This window comes from Laspinema palackyanum D2c (assembly GCF_025370875.1).
In the GTDB taxonomy this organism is placed as follows: domain Bacteria; phylum Cyanobacteriota; class Cyanobacteriia; order Cyanobacteriales; family Laspinemataceae; genus Laspinema; species Laspinema palackyanum.
Window position 1 is genome coordinate 612,013 of record NZ_JAMXFD010000001.1, and the last position, 17,650, is coordinate 629,662.

Below are 17,650 nucleotides of genomic sequence, written 5' to 3' on the forward strand. Positions count from 1 at the left end.
CCTTTTAAAAAATATCAAACCTGACCCCTTCAGGGGTCAGGTTTGACTGAGATGATTATTGCTCAATCATTTACTCTTCAATCTTTAATTCAGCCACAACCCGCAGCACTTCCGCCACTGTCCAAGCTTGAGCGAAAGCCCCCGTCGGTGTCATCGGCGCATCTCCGTCAAAAATCTCACTGAGATTGCCGATACAAGCTTCTAACAAATGATTGGCAAGGGGAATCAGGAATGTAGCCGCAGTTTTCGGGTCCTTTGTGACCCGCAAATAGGCTGAAATATAAGGTCCAATTAGCCATCCCCAGACGGTTCCCTGATGGTACGCGCCATCCCGTTCTAGGAGGGTTCCCCCGTAATGTCCGATATAATTGGGGTCGGTTGCAGCCAGACTCCGTAATCCGTAAGATGTGAGTAGCGATCGCCCACAAGCCTCAACCACCGCTCGTTGTCGCTTACCCGGTAACGGACTATCCGGCAAAGAGACCGCAAAAATCTGATTCGGGCGCAAGGAGGCGTCATTGCCATTGGCTGTATCAATCACATCGTAACAATATCCCAACTCTTCATTCCAGAACCGCTCAAATCCCGCCAAGGTGCGATCGCCTAACTTCTGATATTCCCCCTCGGGCTTTCCTAACTTCCGCGCAAACTCCCCCATTGTCCGCAAGGCATTATACCACAAAGCATTCACCTCCACGGCCTTACCCTGACGGGGAGTCACCACCCACTCGCCGACTTTCGCATCCATCCAAGTCAGTTGCACTCCCGGTTCCCCGGCATACAGCAATCCATCCGCCTGATCCATTTGAATTTGATATCTTGTGCCTTGTTGATGCCAGTCAATAATCTCTCTCAACACCGGCCATAATTCTTTCAGCAGCTTTTTATCTTTTGTAGCTTGATAGTAAGCCCGGATAGCCTGAAAATACCACAGGGTCGCATCAACAGTATTATAATCTGGGGTTTCTCCCTGATCCGGAAACCGATTGGGTAACATTCCCTGATCCACATACTGGGCAAAGGTTTGGAGAATTAATTTCCCAATCTGTGGACGTCCGGTACAAAGGGTTAAACCGGGGAGGGCGATCGCCATGTCCCGTCCCCAATCCCCAAACCAAGGATATCCGGCAATAATGGTTTTCCCATTGCGATTCTCAGGGTAAGGGCGATCGACAATAAAGCGATCGGCGGCCAATACAAGCTCACGCACCCACTCCGGGGATTTTCGGGACAACTGATACGCTTTCGCTTTTTTACCTTTCAATCCTTTCCCTTTGAGGGCGCGTTTGATTAACTGTTGATCCCACTCCCGACGAGACTGTAAAGCACTTTCCACCCCTAAACTAGCATGGGAGTCCGTACTCACTGCGATCGCCAAAGATTGTCCCGGTTGTAACTCACCCTGAATGGTTGCCACTTGCAGTAAATCTTCCAGACAGTCCCCTCCGCGACTCTTTTCCACCGCAAAATCAAACCCATAATGCCACTGATGCGCCGGACTAACTGCGCCTCCAACGGCATACAAATAGAACGGAACCGCCCCGGGAAAGGCCGTAATACACAGACCCGACTTCACCGACTCCACCTGCATCAACCGGCTATTCCCTTGGGTCGTATGATGGCGATCGCGATAGGTTGCAAACCCTTTTATCATCAAAGTAATCGGCAAACTGGACCTGCGTAGGGTATAAGAAATATAGGTAGTATTTTCCCCCTGCTGCATCCAAATTCGCTTTTCTAACAACGCATCCCCAAACCCATAACTCCACACCGGAATAGAACCTTCTAAATGAAAGCGATCGAGTACCAAATATCCTCGCGGTTCTACCGTCCCATCCGCCCATCGATTCGTAAACAGAGGATAATCTTCATTCCCATAACTCGCCACTTCATCTAGTTTAGAAAACATCAGGGTATGACCCAAAGGCGGATGAAGTGCCGCCATCAGTAATCCGTGATAGCGCCGTGTCAGCAGTCCAGCCACAGTACCGGAGGCATAGCTGCCGGTCCCATTTGTGACTAGCCATTCGCGAGATTCAGCGGTTGCTAACTCGCCACACAATTCTCGACCCAGTTCACTTTTGAGCATAATTTTTTCCGTTTATTTAGATTAAATGATTCTGATTTCAAGACTGAAATATGAACACCGATATCTTAGGGGCAGTCTTAAGATTCTGCCCCGAGAAGTCGGCTGATCTCGCCCAATTTTTATTATTTAATCATCTATTTCCTCAATAAATGTGAGATAAATTATTCCTCAGTAATCCCCTCGCTTCATCCTTCCGTAGAAACCGGACTAGGTACAGAGTCGGATTTAGGGAAAAACTTTTCCGTGACCCCTGCCGTGACCAAATGAGATAACAATCCCATCGGACCTGCAAACAAGCATAACAGCAGGGAGTGAGTCGTCCAATCCCCGGTTTGCTGTCCTTGCCAATAGATCCAGCGACCTACAAACAAGTCCATGACTAAATAATGAACCCACCCCGTAGCGGCAGGCCCTTCATTGCCAAAAAATCGGGCAATATCTGCCAGAGTGGGATTAGACATGGCTTGGGCTGTTTCTGCATCCACTTGTCCGAAAAATAGATAAATATACAAGAGGGCGAGGGGGACAAAGGGCAGATAGGATTCCATCACCTTGCGACTGACTCCCCAATTGGGTAAGACAATCATCAAGAACCAGAAGGGCAAGACAAAGAGGTTCCCGGCATTAAACAAAAGTTCAAGGTTCATGGTTCGCTGTTTTTCTCTCAATTTGACCAAATGTTACAATAAAACCACGGACACACAAAATTCAGCGGGAGAAGTTTGAAGGGGCAATCCCCGGGGGTTGCCTCGGACAAAGGGTTCGGTGCATCGAGGCAAGCCGTGCTAAGATCAGCGAAAACCACCGCTTAACGGTTCCTATCCAATCCCAGGAGAACTCTGATGACTGTTCATGATTTATTAATGCTTGTGCTGTTACTTTCCCCAGGTTTAGCGCTTTCTGCTTTGGTAATGGTCGCTTTTGCGGCTGGGGGTTGAGATCCGGTGAATGGCCTAGAGACGCGATTGATTGCGTCTCTATTTTTTTCTCCAGAGGAATTTCTTTGGGATAAAAACGGTTCTACTCTAAAATAGAATCCTCCCATTTCACGGTTCTCACAAGCCACCCTTTGAGATCTGCCTCTGGGGAAGAGGTGACTCCTTTGCTCCCGGGGCGATCGCCAAGGATAAGATTACCTTAAAGACATTTTGTATCCTCCGTTACAACTTTTGAATCAAGCCCAGGCAAACAGCGAAGAAGACCGTTTTTTTAGGGTGCAGTCTGGTCTTAAAGTTGAGGACAAACCGACAACTGATTTGGCTGAAACTCATTGTTGACAAGGATTCTAGCCCCACACTCTCCTCATTCCTACTCCCCTTCTCGTGGGAAATGTTAATTTTTGTAAAAAGCCGTTTTAGGGGTTCCCATTTTGACCAAAGCGTGCTAATATGTCTGTCGAGAGTGAATTCGGTAGTAGCGTTTGTTTCTGGTATTGAGTAGGTATTTCCCTTTTCGTATTGGCAGCTTCTCTCCGAAATCTCAAACTCTACAACTCGTGAATTTTGGAGACATCCCATGTCTATTTATGTAGGCAACCTTTCTTACGACGTAACTCAAGAAGATTTAAGTGCTGTTTTTGCCGAATATGGTTCGGTTCAGCGAGTTCATCTTCCCACAGACCGCGAAACAGGCCGTCCTCGCGGCTTTGCCTTTGTGGAAATGAAGAGTGAGACTGAAGAAGCTGCGGCAATTGAAGCACTGGATGGTGCAGAATGGATGGGTCGCGATATGAAGGTCAACAAAGCCAAACCCCGGGAAACCCGGAGTTCCTTCGGTGGCGGAGGCGGCGGTGGTCGTCGCAACAGCAACTTTTCTTCTAACCGTTACTAATCCGGGCGATCGCATCACACAGTAATTCAACCCTTTGAATTTTATCTGAAAACGCTGAGGCACTTGATGAAGTGCCTCAGCGTTTCCTGTGCTTGTGAGTTGTATAGCGATTCTTTCTTGGAGGAATTGGAGCCTCTTGTTCCCTTGCTGTAATCCTGATTTTCAATCCGATCATTTTAAAAAATTGTCGCGGCTGATTTCTAGGGACCCACCCAGTCCTTTGTCGGTAAAAATCAGAAATCAGCCCCGAAAAAAGCGGGATGAATTAGGGTTTTTCAGCAGCGATCGCCAATTTGGCCCCTTCAATGCGACGCACCCGATCCATCACTGCCACCACCTGTCCATGTTCAACGGCTTTATCCGCTTTTAACACCACCACAGAAACAGGTTCAGCCTTCATGCGATCGCGCACCGCTTGTTCTAAATCCTCCAGGGCGACTGCCTGTTCATCCAGCATCAACAATCCCTCAGCATCAATAGAAACCGTTAATTTCACCGTCTCCGTTTGCACTGCCGCCGTAGAAGCTTGAGGCAAATTCACCGGCAATCCTTCGGATTTCGATAAAAACATCGACGAAATGATAAAAAACGCCAAAATACTAAAAATGACGTCAATCATCGGGACAATATTAATCTGAGCTTGAGTTTCTGGTTCATCGGGTAGACGCATACTTTTGTTCCCCTCGGTCTCTTTCATAACGATGACGATAGAGTAACTCAAGTTGACCCCCAACTTCTTGAATTAACGCAATCTGTCGCACATAAAAACTGCGAAACGTATTGGCAAACAGCAGGGTAAAAATTGCTACCACTAATCCCATCACCGTAGAAACGAGGGCCTCGCTAATCCCACCCGTGACCCCGGTGGTATCGCTACCTCCCACATCCCCGAGTCTCAGGGAGCCAAACGATTGCATCAAGCCTAAAATCGTTCCTAATAACCCCAATAAAGGGGCGACATTAATAATCGTCTCAAACACCATATTGAAGCGCTTGAGCAGAGGAAATTCCGCCTGGGCCGCACTTTCGAGCGCCAGTCGAAACTCTTCCGGATTGGGGTCATCTAACGCCAAGGCCTCTAAAAAAATTCGGGCGACTGGTAAATCTGCATTCAGTTGCAGCTTTTTCATCGCCAGATCGGGGTCTTGGCGGTAGAGTTGCAAGACTTCTCGGACCATTCTCCCCTGGCGGCGATTCACCCGAAACCAGAAGAATAGACGCTCTGCAATCAGCGCTAATGCCAGAATTGAAGCAATCAGGAGCGGTACCGAGACTATCCCGCCCGCAGCCATTAAATTACCCATGTAGTTTACGTTCCTCGAACCCACAACAGAGACCCTGGCGGGTCCTGATGCTGTTATTTGATAAAGATTCTCAAAAAGCCTATATCAAATTTAGAGAGTTTGTCAAGAGGGGTTGTAAAATTAAGGTGAAAGAAACCGACGAGGGTTGATATCAAGTCAGGGACAGGAGTTTGGAGCGATCGCCAGGTCGTCCCAGCTTGTTTCCCCGGTTTAAAATTATTGCAACTTAGTCCCAATTATTGCAACTGCCCCTCAGAAGCGCTTCCCTGGAACCCTGCTCAAACCCCTCGGTCTGTGCCAGAATAAAACAGGCGATCGCCTCATGGAGCATCCCTGCTCCTGGACTATCGACAAGATAGGGAGATTCACGCTGTGCGACCGGACCTCAAAGACTTGCCCATTCCCAAAACTGAACTCAAACGATTGAGTGGTTTAGATATTGAAGCGGTTAACCACTTTTCTATCCCCACTCTACTCAGTTTAGATCCCGGACCCGATTCACCGGGGTTAATTCGGTATTTACCCTTTCTGGTAGCCTTTGCGATCGGGTTAACTTATCCCGTGGCGATCGCAATTTTAAATCTCACCTTTCCCTTCGAGTGGTTATTCCTAAGTACCCAACTGGTTTGGGGATTATTTCTCACAAAACTGGTCCAGTTTTTCTGGGTGAAAAAACACGTCGGCCAATCTCTCCCGGGATTGTTGCATGAAGTGGAACGATTTAATGATATCATCCGCGTCATTGATATCAACGATCGCCTCGAAGAAGTGGGAAATCCGGACGTTCATTTACGCGATCGAGAACAAGTGCTTGAAGCCCTCCAATTGACCAAAGAAGATTTAATTCGCGCCTTAAGAACCGAACGAATCCTCCGCAAACATCAAACCTTCATCGCCCGAAATCCCGAAATTTTTGCCAACAACTTAACCGCTTTAGCCGCCTTGCAAGTCACCGACAAAGCCAGCGAACATGGACGTCTGCTCAATGAAGCCTTGCAAATTGCCCTCAGTGCGAATCAGGAAATCGGCAAATTATCCCGTCAACCCCCATCCCCTTCTCCTCATAGTCCCGATTCCACCTAAAACAATCTGACATCCGGTAGGGAAAATTAATCCCTAGGTTTGTTAAGATAGCGACCAGTCCAAGGGTACTCTGAGCTAATGGCCCTGACTGGGATGAGCAAGTGGCAATTTTATCCATAGGAGCATCAAACCGTGCGACGAGATTTACAAGGCTTAGAAATTAGCAGAGGAGAACTCAGACGCCTCAGCGGGGTGTCCGTAGACGAGTTAATTCGACCTTCGACGATGGAAAATCCTAACAGAAGGTCAAATTTTTTATATAAAGAGACGTTACTCATTAGTTGTTTAACGATTATTTTATTTATCGCTCTCTTAGCCCTGGGAGATTGGATTGCCTGGGAAATTAGAGGAGTTCCTCTGGATTTAGCCTTTAATAATGCACCATCGTGGATTGTTTTAGGAACCCTAGCGAGTACCACCTGTATGAGTGCGATCGCCACCCGGTTGATGTGGCTGAAAAATAATACCCGGAAGGGGGATTCTCTTCTCGGGCTTCTTGATGATGTCGAAAATTATAATGATTTAATTAAGGCGATCGAACTGAATGACTCCCTGGAAGATGTGGGAAATCCAGGAGTCCGACTGAGCAACCGCGATGACATCATTGATGCTTTGAAACTCACCCGTCAAGATTTAATTCGCGCCTTAAGAACCGAACGGATTTTAAGAGAAAATCGCAACTTTATCGAACGCAATCCTGAATTGTTTGCCAACAACTTAAATGCGATCGAAGCTTTGCAAGTCAGCGACAAAGCCAGTGAACGCGGACGCTTGCTAAATGAAGCCTTGCAGATTGCCTTAAATACCCAAGGAGAGCTTAGAAAATTGCAAGATAGACGGCATCATTATTAACAGGTTTTAAATACAGATCCAAGAGATTTGCCATCTCAAACCCTCGGGTTTGGGTTGTTTTTGGGCCGATCACGTTGGATGGTGTCGCAGACTTTCTCCCCAAATTGCATCCAGATGTGGGGTTGAATCGCGATCGCCGGTTCCCCGAAGATGAGAAAATGGGAACAATCGCGTCAAAAGTAACCATGAACACTCAACCGAAAATTATCGTTCTCGATGACGATCCCACGGGTTCCCAAACCGTCCACAGTTGCCTGTTGCTGACTCAGTGGGATGTAGAAACCTTGCGCCTGGGGTTGCGCGAGGAAGTCCCTATCTTCTTCGTTCTCACTAATACGCGATCGCTGACCCCAGATCAAGCCGATGCCACCACTCGCGTTGTCTGCCAGAACCTCAAACAAGCACTCGCAGCAGAAAACATCTCAGATTTCCTGGTTGTCAGTCGTTCTGACTCTACCCTACGCGGACATTATCCCATCGAAACCGATGCGATCGCCGAAGAACTCGGTCCCTTCGATGCACATTTCCTCGTCCCCGCCTTCTTTGAAGGGGGACGCATTACCAAAAATAGTACCCATTATCTTATCATTGATGGTGTAGAAACTCCGGTTCATGAAACCGAATTTGCTAAAGATTCGGTATTCGGATATCAATATAGTTATCTTCCCGATTATGTGGCAGAAAAAACCAAGGGACGTATTCCTGCCACAGAAGTTGACTGCTTTTTAATCCGGGATTTGCGTTCCTCTGAAACCGGCACAAATTCTTCCCTTCAAGAACGGTTAATGCAGTTATCGGGTAACCGTTGTTGTGCCGTGGATGCAGAAAATCAAACGGATTTGGACAGATTTGCTGCGGAGGCGATCGCCTCCGCCAGCCAAGGGAAACGCTTCCTCTTTCGGAGTGCAGCCAGTCTTCTGACTTCCCTGGCAAATCTAGGACCACAACCCGTTCCCGCCACGGACATGGGTCAATTTGTGCGAGAAGCAAAACCTGGGGCTATTATTGTCGGTTCTCACGTCAAAAAAACTACCCAACAATTAAAACGACTACTGTTAGAAACCTCCGTCACCGGCATTGAAATTGATGTTTCTCATTTACTCGAAGACTCACCCACCCAACGGGAAAAATTATTACAAACCATTCTGAATCAAGTCCACGAAGCGCACCAGGCGGGAAATACTCCCGTAGTTTATACCAGTCGCCAAGAACTCGCTTTCCCTGATGTTCAAACCCGCTTAGAATTTGGCGTAGCCGTTTCTGCCTTATTAATGGATGTTGTGCGCGGGTTGCCCAAAGATATCGGATTTTTAATTAGCAAGGGAGGGATTACCTCCAATGATGTTTTAAGTACCGGATTAGCCTTAACCAGCGCCCGTCTTCTCGGTCAAATTATTGCCGGTTGTTCGATGGTTCAAACTCCCAATCATCATCCTTTATTTCCAAATTTACCTGTTGTTTTATTTCCGGGTAATGTGGGGGATGCCGATGGATTAGTAACGGTTTATCAGCGACTCACTCCCGCTTCTTAACCGAAAATTCCGAGTAGAATTCCCTGATTTCTGACTGCCGGGGAGTAAACTTCCCGGTGGTGAATGCTCGGAAATTTTTCGCAGTTGCTACTTTTTCATCCCGATGAATCAAATTCAGGCAATTTCTATGACTCAATCCGGACAACAAGCGACCTTTCTCTATCAACAAGCTCAAAGGCATCTCCAGCAAGGAAATTCCCACCAGGCAAGGTTACTTTTTCAGGAAAGCATCAAACTCCAGCCGGATTTTGCCCTCAGCTACCAAGGGTTAGGAGATATTTGGCGATCGCAAGGCAAACTGTCCCCCTCTGTGCGATGTTATCTGAAAGTCCTAGAACTCCAACCGGATTTAATTTCAGCAGATTTTTTCCTGGATTTAGGCAGTGAACTTGCTGAGTCTAACCAGATAGATGAGGCAATAATATGTTATAATCAAGCCTTAAAAATTGACCAATATCATACAAAATCTTACTTAAATCTGGGGGTAATGTGGCGAAAAAAAGGGGAGTTAAGTAAAGCGATCGCCTTATATCAACAAGCACTGGCGTTGCAGCCCAACCTACATTCTGCCTATTTTAACTTAGGCAATGTCTTTTTAGAACAAGACCGACTGGATGAGGCAATTGTGGCCTATCTTGAAACTTTAATGAGTCAACCCGATTTTGAATCCGCTTATCTCAATTTAGGACAAGCCTTAATTCGCAAAAATCGCATAGAAGAGGGGTTAGCCTGTGGGATTCATCTCATCACCAACTCGCTACTCACAGAGTTTATCACCGATGTCTCGGATGCGGCTATCTCTTCAAAATTTACCACTTACCGCTCTAGTAAATTTATAGAAATTAATCTCAAAAGTTCAGTCAAGCTTTTGCCACCTAAAACCTCGGAGGAGAAACTTCATTCCTCTTTTAATTGGCCGGTTTATCACAATCCCGAAACATTTGTCACCAGCATTCCTTCCGGACAGGCTTGGGGGGATTCCTACTCCACCGCAGTGATTAACGCAGAGGGTCGTTTTATCGATGAACTCTGTCAAGGCAGCGCCTCAACCCTGGCCATTTCTGAAAAATTACCCCCAGCCACTCCTTTAGAAGGAACGACGGCCTTTTTATCCGTGCGAGGAGGGAACACTTACTATCATTGGATGGCGGATTTATTGCCCAGGTTAAAGTTATTACAGTTAGCAGGCATTCAATTAGAATGGATTAATTTTTTTGTAGTCAATAGCTGTCATTTAGCCTATCAGCGAGAAAGTTTGACTCTGCTGGACATACCCCCTCACAAAATTATCGAGAATTCTAAATTACCCCATATCACAGCCCCAAACTTAGTGGTTCCGTCTTTACCCGGAGACGTGGGATTAATGTCTCCCTGGACTTGTCAGTTTCTCCGAGAGGCATTTTTAGACAAAGTAGCAACCCCGGGACTGCAAACCCCCGCACGCATCTATATCAGTCGTCGCCATGCCCGTTATCGCCGTATCCTCAATGAAGAGGAGACGATCGCCCGATTATCCCCCTACGGTTTCGTTCCCATTGTCCTAGAATCCCTCTCCTTTCTCGAACAAGTCGCCTTATTTGCCAATGCTAAAGCCATTATCGCCCCTCATGGGGCCGGATTAACCAATACAGTCTTTTGCAATCCCGGAACTCAACTGATAGAAATTTTCTCACCCGATATGGTGTCAGTGAACTACTGGCTCGTTAGCAATATTATGGGCTTAGACTATTCTTATTTAATCGGAGAAAGCTTAGACGAGTATAAAACTCCCACATCAATCCCAAGACGGTATTACAATCATCCCCTCTACGAAGATATAGTGGTCAATCTCGATTCCTTGGTACATCTGATGCACTTTTCAGGAATGATTTAGAACTGCAACCCTAAAGGCTGCCACAGGACCCATTGTTCAGGGTGACCCCAATCCGTGGCGATCGCCCCCAGGGAGAGCCACCCCACAATCCCCGACCGCTTAAGTCCCGTCAAATATGTTAAAATCCATGCGGATCAAAAGTACAATCCCATTCACGGGATGGCAATAGGCAATATTTGGCATGAGTTCTGATACGTCACTCTCTCCTATCGAATCAACCCAATCAACCGTTCCCCAGGAGGATCTGGCTGCCAACGCGGACCAGTCCATCCTGTCTGAACAGGTAGAGTCAAAAGAAACCCCTGCCGAGTCCACCGTTTCCGAACAGGTAGAACCCAACGAAACCGAACCCGAAGCGATTTCCGAACTCAAGGCGATCGCCCCTAATGCACAAGTTCGCTTTAAAACCCAAGAGGACGGCACCCTGTTACTCCTATTGCCCAACGAAAGTAGCAGTAACGATGCCAATGCCACAACCCAGGTGACTTGGACCGAAATTTTGCAACAGATTCGGCAGCGCCTAAATGCAGGCGATCGCTTTTGGCAAGCAGACACCCGGGTGCAGTTAATCGCCCAGGACCGCTTATTAGATGGTAGACAACTCCAGGCGATCGCCGAAGCACTCGCCGAATCTAAACTCAAACTAGAACGCATCGAAACCTCTCGTCGTCAAACCGCCGTTGCCGCCGTCACCGCTGGATACTCCGTCGAACAACGCACCACGGTTACTCCTTTTAATCCCAACCCCCTCGCCACAGGAAAAGCCCTCGCCGACCCCCTGTATCTGGAAACCACCGTGCGATCGGGCGTTGACATTCGTCATCCGGGTAACGTCGTCCTCGTCGGCGATGTCAACCCAGGGGGATCCATCATTGCCGATGGCGATATTCTGGTTTGGGGACGCTTGCGCGGACTGGCTCAAGCTGGTGCCAATGGCAACGAGCAATGTATCGTCATGGCACTCCAAATGGAACCCACCCAAATTCGGATCGCCGACTGGGTAGCGCGTGCACCCGAACCCCTCCCAGACTTTTATCCGGAAGTCGCCTACGTCTCTCCTGAAGGGATCCGAATTGCCAAAGCCGCTGATTTTTCTAAAGCCTAGTTGGAATTAAAATCCTAAGCGATCGCATTCCACTCAACCAAGGGTTCCGCGATCGTGCTAAATTAAATCGGCTCGTTCGATCATGACAGCCTTCCAAAAGGTCCGTCGCTTTGCCTCTCTTCTTTTAAGATCCCGGAGAGTCAGACATACCAACCGATCCACTAGCAGTTACTTGTAGAGTCGTCTTCATTACATGAGTCGCATTATAGTCGTCACATCGGGTAAAGGGGGAGTGGGCAAAACCACCACCACAGCCAATCTAGGTATGGCTCTAGCCAAACGGGGTCGCAATGTTGCTGTCGTGGATGCCGATTTCGGCCTGCGAAATTTAGACTTGCTTCTGGGATTGGAAAACCGGATCGTCTACACTGCCGTCGAGGTGCTCGCCGGTCAATGTCGGTTAGAGCAGGCATTAGTCAAAGATAAGCGGCAGCCCAAACTCTCATTATTACCGGCAGCCCAAAACCGCATGAAAGATGTGGTTACCGCCGATCAGATGAAGCAAATTGTCGCCCAATTAGTCGGAAAGTATGACTACATTGTGATCGACTCTCCCGCTGGGATTGAGATGGGCTTTCAAAATGCGATCGCCGCCGCCACCGAAGCCATCATCGTCACCACCCCCGAAATCGCCGCCGTTCGCGATGCCGATCGCGTGGTAGGCTTGCTCGAAGCCAATGGGGTCAAGAAAATTAACCTCATTGTCAACCGCATCAAACCCGCAATGGTCGAAGCCAATGATATGATGTCTGTCGAGGACGTCCAGGAAATTCTCGCCGTTAACCTCATAGGGGTCATTCCCGACGATGAACGAGTGATTGTTTCCACCAATCGCGGCGAACCCTTAGTATTAGCTGATCAGCCCTCCGTGGCTGGAGTTGCCTTCGACAACATTGCTCGCCGCTTAGAAGGTGAAAAGGTTGATTTTCTCGATATGCGCGTTCCTCAAGAGAACTTTTTTAGCCGTCTGCGGAAACGGATTTTCGGGTAAGATAATGTAAGGCTCTACCACACCCCAAGCACCATGATTAGCGAACTTATCGAAAGACTTTTCCCTCGAACTGGCGACGACAATAGTCGTGAGGAGGTCAAGCGTCGTCTGAAACTGGTGCTGGCTCACGATCGCGCTGACCTCGACCCGGATACCGTCGAGGCAATGCGAAAGGAAATACTCCAGGTGGTCTCTCGCTACGTCGAACTCGACCTCGAAGGGTTGGATATTTCCCTGGAAAACAACCAGCGTGCCACAGCCTTAATTGCTAATCTCCCCATCCGCAGAGTCAAAGAGGAAAACTCATCCCCCCCACCCCCCTCATCTCCCGAATCCCCCCCATCCCCCCCATCTCCCGAATCTACCCTATCCCCCGAATCTACCCCCTCCTAATCTCAACCTCTCCCTATTCCAATGGGCGATCGCATCCCCCTCCCAGTTGGCCTCTTGATAGAGACCCGCTTTTTTTTAGTCTCTATCAGCAGGATTCATGATTCTCTATCTTCTTCCCATCCTGTTAGCTTCTGATCACAGTCTTGACCCACATCCTCCCCTCCCAAATTCCCCTGATAGAGCACCTCTGGCAGCAGTCTGAGCAGAGAATTGAGGAGTGGGAGCAAGATGCTCCCTACTCCTGACTCCTGCTGTCACAGTCTTTACCCAACTTCGCACCGAATTAGGATAAAAACCTGGGTTCTTGTCCGAGCCACCTCATCCTGTAGCAATGCTCCAAAAGCGGATTCAGTCTCGGGATGGAGATTTAACCCGATTTGAACTCAGCAGAACCCATCCATTCAGGCCAGCATTGGGTAGGCTTCTTCTCTCAACTTTAAACGAATTTCAGCCTGAGATCTAGGATCCGGTGGATTCATAAATCATCAACGTATAGCGAGTCTCTCTCCATCATTCTGAGAAGAAAATTAAGGAGTGGGAGCATCTTGCTCCCTACTGCTAATTGGGAGCAAGATGCTCCCACGGACAAAACTGTAAGCGAATAACAGCGGGAATCGCTATATTGAGGGCTAAAACTCAATAAAAATTGGCCTCAGTTCTATTAAGTTGAGAGGACCCTCCAAAATCCGAGGGACAAAAGGTTTTTAAAAGTGGCCACAGGGTAGGTGAGCATTCTTTCTATAGCTACCCTCTTTTCCCTTTAAGATGAGCCTATTTAATCCACAGACAGTTCTCAACAACATCCTTAAACCCTCCCCTTTTTATTTCTCGTCTTACCCGGATTTTTTAAAGATTCTGTGAAGACTTTAAATCACCCCTTCGATGGACATAGGTGGACATTAAACTAAGCCGGGGCAATTCCCAGAGGCCCTGTCCTCCATTTTGTAAAGTTTTGATGTTGCTATTATATTTTTTTTGTAAAGTTAAGACCGAAAAACTCTAGCGTGCAACTCCGTATTTTCCCGGAAATATGAAGAAAAGTAAACTTTTCCAGACCAATTTTTTTTTTCCTTAAAAGGACACTCCCTCAAAGCCTTCTCAATCCAAGGTTTGAACTGAAATCCCTCAAGTGGGGATAGTTTAAGTTACGATCGAGGTGGGAAACAATTCACCCAACCTTTAATTCTCAATCTCAATCCACAAAGGGTGTGTCAACAGGTATCCCAGGTTTCTGTGAGTTGCCACACATACTATCTGATGCTTCCACTTTTACTGTCTACCTGGCTCCTGATGGGTTTGGGGGTAGATGAACCCAACATCAAACTCTGCTGGTCCGATTGGCATCAACCCCAACTGGATCACCCCTCATCTTCTCATCCGTACATCGAAGAACCCATTTCTTCCCACTATCGCGGCAGTGCTAGGGATCGCGATTAACTCGCCTGTTTTGCCCCATTTCGGTCTCGTTCCGTCGAGTATCACTGTCACAATCCCACAGGTTAACCCCTTTTTCCACCGGCCATCTCTCTAAAACTGGAGGGTTAGAATCGGTTGACTCTGACATCAGATCCGAATGATAACTGGGTCAAGCCCGCTAACCTTTCTACATTCTTAAATTTTCAGTAAATCTATTGAGTTTGAGGTACACTAAAATTAACCCAAATTTGAGTCATCTATTCCCCAACCCTGATCATGAATCTTTACAGAAACTTTACAATTGGATCAGCAGTTACATCAATCGCTGCTATCACGCTCTTGAGCCCCTCGGCTATAGCGTTTACGATTACTCCCAACAATCATAAAGACCTGTTGTTGGAGGCACTGCTTGGCACAACCTATGGATTGAGTAATTTCTCAATGGAGATTAAAGCCAATTCAACAAAAATGGGTTTAGAAGCCATAGGTTTATTTGAAAATGACCCATTTGGCTTAGGTTCAGGCATCGTTTTAAGTACGGGTCGAGTGAAGGCAATACCAGGCGAAAATACCCGAGATGGCCAACTCCTCCCCTCGGATGATAGCTCTCCTCACGACCTGAGTACCGCTTTTATCTCTTCAGGCAGCCCTGACTCCCTTTCTCTACAAATTAGCTTTGATGCTGACCAGACTGCCAGTAAGTTGTTCTTTCAATATGTGTTTGGTTCTGAGGAATTTGTCGAATTTGGAGGGGATAAATTTAATGATTCCTTTGAGTTGTTGCTTAACGGAATCAATCTAGCCAAGCTGAGTGATGGTCAAAATGTCACGATTAATAATCTAGTGCCTAACCCGGCTGGGCCTTTTCACCGGGACTATATCAACAATCCGGCTGGACCTGGTATCTTAACTAAACTGGATGGCTTTACCCGAGCCCTGACCTTTGAGGGACTGCTGCGGCAAAATGCCCCAAATACCCTCACGATTAATATCAAAGATGTCGAGGATGGCCGACTGGATTCTGCTGTTTTCTTGAAGGGGGGGTCTTTGGGAACGGCCCTACTCCCGGACCCGGAGAAAGTGCCGGAACCGGGTTTGGCGATCGCCTCCTTGGTTATGGGGGGTCTCATCCTCCGCAAGGGTCGCAAATCCTCCTCCCGTTCCCGGGACTAAAATACCCTATCAATCTGAGTTGATAGTTAACGGTTGAATCCACCAGGGATTGCTTCATCTCTCAGGGTGCAACAACTATTAAGGGGTGATTTTTCTTAGGGTTTCAGTTCAGGGCGATCGCACTCCTTCCCATCTGCTCACGTTCTAAGTCATTGTTTCCCACAACACTCTCATAACCCACCGCAATATCCAGACGCTCCAGATCTAAGCTCCGATTTCCTCTATTTAAACTATTTATTGACTTGTTGTATTTCTAATTAATAACTTGCAACACTTGAGTGCCACCCCCCGAAATATGCCCAGCCCCTTGGTCCTTACCCGGACTAAAAAAATGACTTTAATTCGCCAAAAATATCACCAAAAATAGAAGTGTCAGGCGATCCCAATTAGTGATACCCTTGAGGATGGCAAAAATAACGCTAACTCAGAGCGTTCAGAGCGGATCCCTTTAGCTAGAATTATCGAGAAAGACCCAAGCATGGTAGCCACCGCAGAAAAAACCAACGTAGGACACATCACCCAAATTATCGGTCCCGTTATAGATGCAAAATTTCCCGCCGGGAATATGCCACAGATCTACAACGCGCTGAAAATTTCGGGCAAAAATGATGCCGGACAAGAAGTTGCCGTCACTTGCGAAGTGCAACAGCTACTTGGTGACAACCAAGTTCGTGCCGTTGCTATGAGCGGAACCGACGGATTAGTTCGCGGCATGGAAGTCGTGGACACCGGCAAAGCCATCAGCGTTCCTGTAGGAACCTGCACCCTAGGCCGCATTTTCAACGTCATTGGCGAACCCGTAGATAACAAAGGGCCAGTCAATGCCGAGCAAAGTTTATCCATTCACCGTTCAGCCCCCGCTTTCACCGAACTCGAAACCAAACCTTCGATTCAAGAAACGGGCATCAAAGTCATCGACTTACTCGCTCCCTATCGTCGGGGTGGAAAAGTCGGTCTGTTTGGTGGAGCCGGAGTCGGCAAAACCGTGATCATCCAAGAGTTGATCAACAACATCGCCAAAGCCCACGGCGGTGTATCCGTCTTTGGTGGGGTGGGTGAGCGCACCCGCGAAGGAAATGACCTTTACAACGAATTTATCGAATCTAAGGTCATCAACATCGATAACCTCCCCGAATCGAAAGTGGCCCTAGTGTACGGTCAGATGAACGAGCCGCCGGGTGCCCGGATGCGCGTCGGTCTCTCGGCCCTGACGATGGCGGAATATTTCCGTGACGTTAACAAGCAAGACGTGCTGTTGTTCATCGACAACATCTTCCGCTTCGTGCAAGCCGGTTCCGAAGTGTCCGCCCTTCTAGGCCGGATGCCTTCTGCTGTGGGATATCAGCCCACCTTGGCCACGGAAATGGGTGAACTCCAAGAGCGGATTACCTCCACCACCGAAGGTTCCATCACCTCGATTCAGGCGGTTTACGTCCCTGCGGATGACTTAACTGACCCCGCACCGGCGACCACCTTTGCTCACTTAGATGCCACCACCGTGTTATCTCGGGGCTTGGCATCTAAGGGGATTTACCCGGCTGTGGATCCGTTGGATTCTACCTCCACCATGCTGCAACCCAGCGTTGTGGGTGCAGAACACTACGATACCGCCCGTGCTGTCCAAGCCACCTTGCAGCGCTATAAAGAACTGCAAGACATCATCGCCATTCTTGGTTTAGATGAATTGTCTGAAGATGACCGTTTGACTGTGGCTCGTGCTCGGAAGATGGAGCGTTTCTTGTCGCAACCGTTCTTTGTGGCAGAAGTGTTCACCGGCTCTCCGGGTAAATATGTGAAACTGGAAGACACCATCAAAGGATTCCAGATGATTCTGTCAGGAAAATTGGATGACCTGCCGGAACAAGCCTTCTATTTGGTGGGCGATATTAACGAAGCGATCGCCAAAGCCGAAAAAATGAAAGGCTAATTGCTCCAACGCGCGCTCTTGCTAGTGGTTAATAACCGTTAGACGCTATTAACCATTAGCTCGGGTCAATTCGCGAGTAACT

General features: G+C 47.9%; 15 protein-coding genes. 11 read left to right on the forward strand and 4 right to left on the reverse strand.

Translation table 11 applies throughout. The annotated features are described in order from the left end of the window. Positions 1 to 70: 70 nt before the first annotated feature. A complete protein-coding gene (locus tag NG795_RS02600) occupies positions 71 to 2,089 on the reverse strand; it encodes an amylo-alpha-1,6-glucosidase (RefSeq protein ID WP_367287099.1) in 2,019 nt (672 codons plus the stop codon). A gap of 185 nt (positions 2,090 to 2,274) precedes the next feature. Beyond that, a complete protein-coding gene (locus NG795_RS02605) occupies positions 2,275 to 2,736 on the reverse strand; it encodes an ABA4-like family protein (RefSeq protein WP_367287100.1) in 462 nt (153 codons plus the stop codon). Positions 2,737 to 3,604: 868 nt separating this feature from the next. Between NG795_RS02605 and rbp the strand changes: the two genes are divergently transcribed. Beyond that, positions 3,605 to 3,919: an RNA-binding regulator gene (gene rbp, locus NG795_RS02610; RefSeq protein ID WP_367287101.1), complete on the forward strand. Its 315-nt coding sequence runs from the start codon at positions 3,605 to 3,607 to the stop codon at positions 3,917 to 3,919. A gap of 265 nt (positions 3,920 to 4,184) precedes the next feature. On the opposite strand, the gene NG795_RS02615 is transcribed toward rbp, so the two are convergent. Beyond that, entirely contained in the window at positions 4,185 to 4,589 is a 405-nt protein-coding gene (locus NG795_RS02615; protein WP_367287102.1) for an ExbD/TolR family protein, read from the reverse strand. After that, positions 4,573 to 5,223 (reverse strand): MotA/TolQ/ExbB proton channel family protein, encoded by a 651-nt coding sequence (locus NG795_RS02620; RefSeq protein WP_367287103.1) that lies wholly within the window; start codon positions 5,221 to 5,223, stop codon positions 4,573 to 4,575. Before NG795_RS02620 ends, NG795_RS02615 begins: the two co-directional genes overlap by 17 nt. A gap of 372 nt (positions 5,224 to 5,595) precedes the next feature. On the opposite strand from NG795_RS02620, the gene NG795_RS02625 reads away from it, so the two are divergent. The 10 genes from NG795_RS02625 to atpD all read left to right on the forward strand — a co-directional run bounded on the left by NG795_RS02625 (position 5,596) and on the right by atpD (position 17,568). Further along, positions 5,596 to 6,306, forward strand: coding sequence for a hypothetical protein (locus NG795_RS02625; RefSeq protein ID WP_367287104.1), 711 nt, complete (start codon positions 5,596 to 5,598; stop codon positions 6,304 to 6,306). Between the two features lie 132 nt (positions 6,307 to 6,438). Then, the gene (locus NG795_RS02630; protein WP_367287105.1) at positions 6,439 to 7,158 is read left to right on the forward strand and encodes a hypothetical protein; all 720 of its coding nucleotides are present in this window, start codon (positions 6,439 to 6,441) and stop codon (positions 7,156 to 7,158) included. A 185-nt stretch (positions 7,159 to 7,343) separates the two neighbouring features. After that, positions 7,344 to 8,690 carry a four-carbon acid sugar kinase family protein gene (locus tag NG795_RS02635; RefSeq protein ID WP_367287155.1) on the forward strand — a complete coding sequence of 449 codons (1,347 nt, stop codon included), beginning with the start codon at positions 7,344 to 7,346 and terminating at the stop codon, positions 8,688 to 8,690. Between the two features lie 103 nt (positions 8,691 to 8,793). Then, a complete protein-coding gene (locus NG795_RS02640) occupies positions 8,794 to 10,563 on the forward strand; it encodes a glycosyltransferase 61 family protein (protein ID WP_367287106.1) in 1,770 nt (589 codons plus the stop codon). 181 nt (positions 10,564 to 10,744) lie between these two features. Beyond that, entirely contained in the window at positions 10,745 to 11,668 is a 924-nt protein-coding gene (gene minC / locus NG795_RS02645) for a septum site-determining protein MinC (RefSeq protein WP_367287107.1), read from the forward strand. A 193-nt stretch (positions 11,669 to 11,861) separates the two neighbouring features. Continuing rightward, complete coding sequence (minD, locus tag NG795_RS02650; protein ID WP_367287108.1) at positions 11,862 to 12,659, forward strand: septum site-determining protein MinD; 798 nt, start codon at positions 11,862 to 11,864, stop codon at positions 12,657 to 12,659. A gap of 33 nt (positions 12,660 to 12,692) precedes the next feature. After that, entirely contained in the window at positions 12,693 to 13,052 is a 360-nt protein-coding gene (gene minE, locus NG795_RS02655) for a cell division topological specificity factor MinE (protein WP_367287109.1), read from the forward strand. A 1,257-nt stretch (positions 13,053 to 14,309) separates the two neighbouring features. Further along, positions 14,310 to 14,489 (forward strand): hypothetical protein, encoded by a 180-nt coding sequence (locus NG795_RS02660; protein WP_367287110.1) that lies wholly within the window; start codon positions 14,310 to 14,312, stop codon positions 14,487 to 14,489. Between the two features lie 255 nt (positions 14,490 to 14,744). Further along, the gene (locus NG795_RS02665; RefSeq protein WP_436836022.1) at positions 14,745 to 15,641 is read left to right on the forward strand and encodes a choice-of-anchor L domain-containing protein; all 897 of its coding nucleotides are present in this window, start codon (positions 14,745 to 14,747) and stop codon (positions 15,639 to 15,641) included. A gap of 478 nt (positions 15,642 to 16,119) precedes the next feature. Beyond that, on the forward strand, positions 16,120 to 17,568 hold the full coding sequence (gene atpD, locus NG795_RS02670) for a F0F1 ATP synthase subunit beta (protein ID WP_367287112.1): 1,449 nt from the start codon (positions 16,120 to 16,122) through the stop codon (positions 17,566 to 17,568). Positions 17,569 to 17,650: the final 82 nt, after the last annotated feature.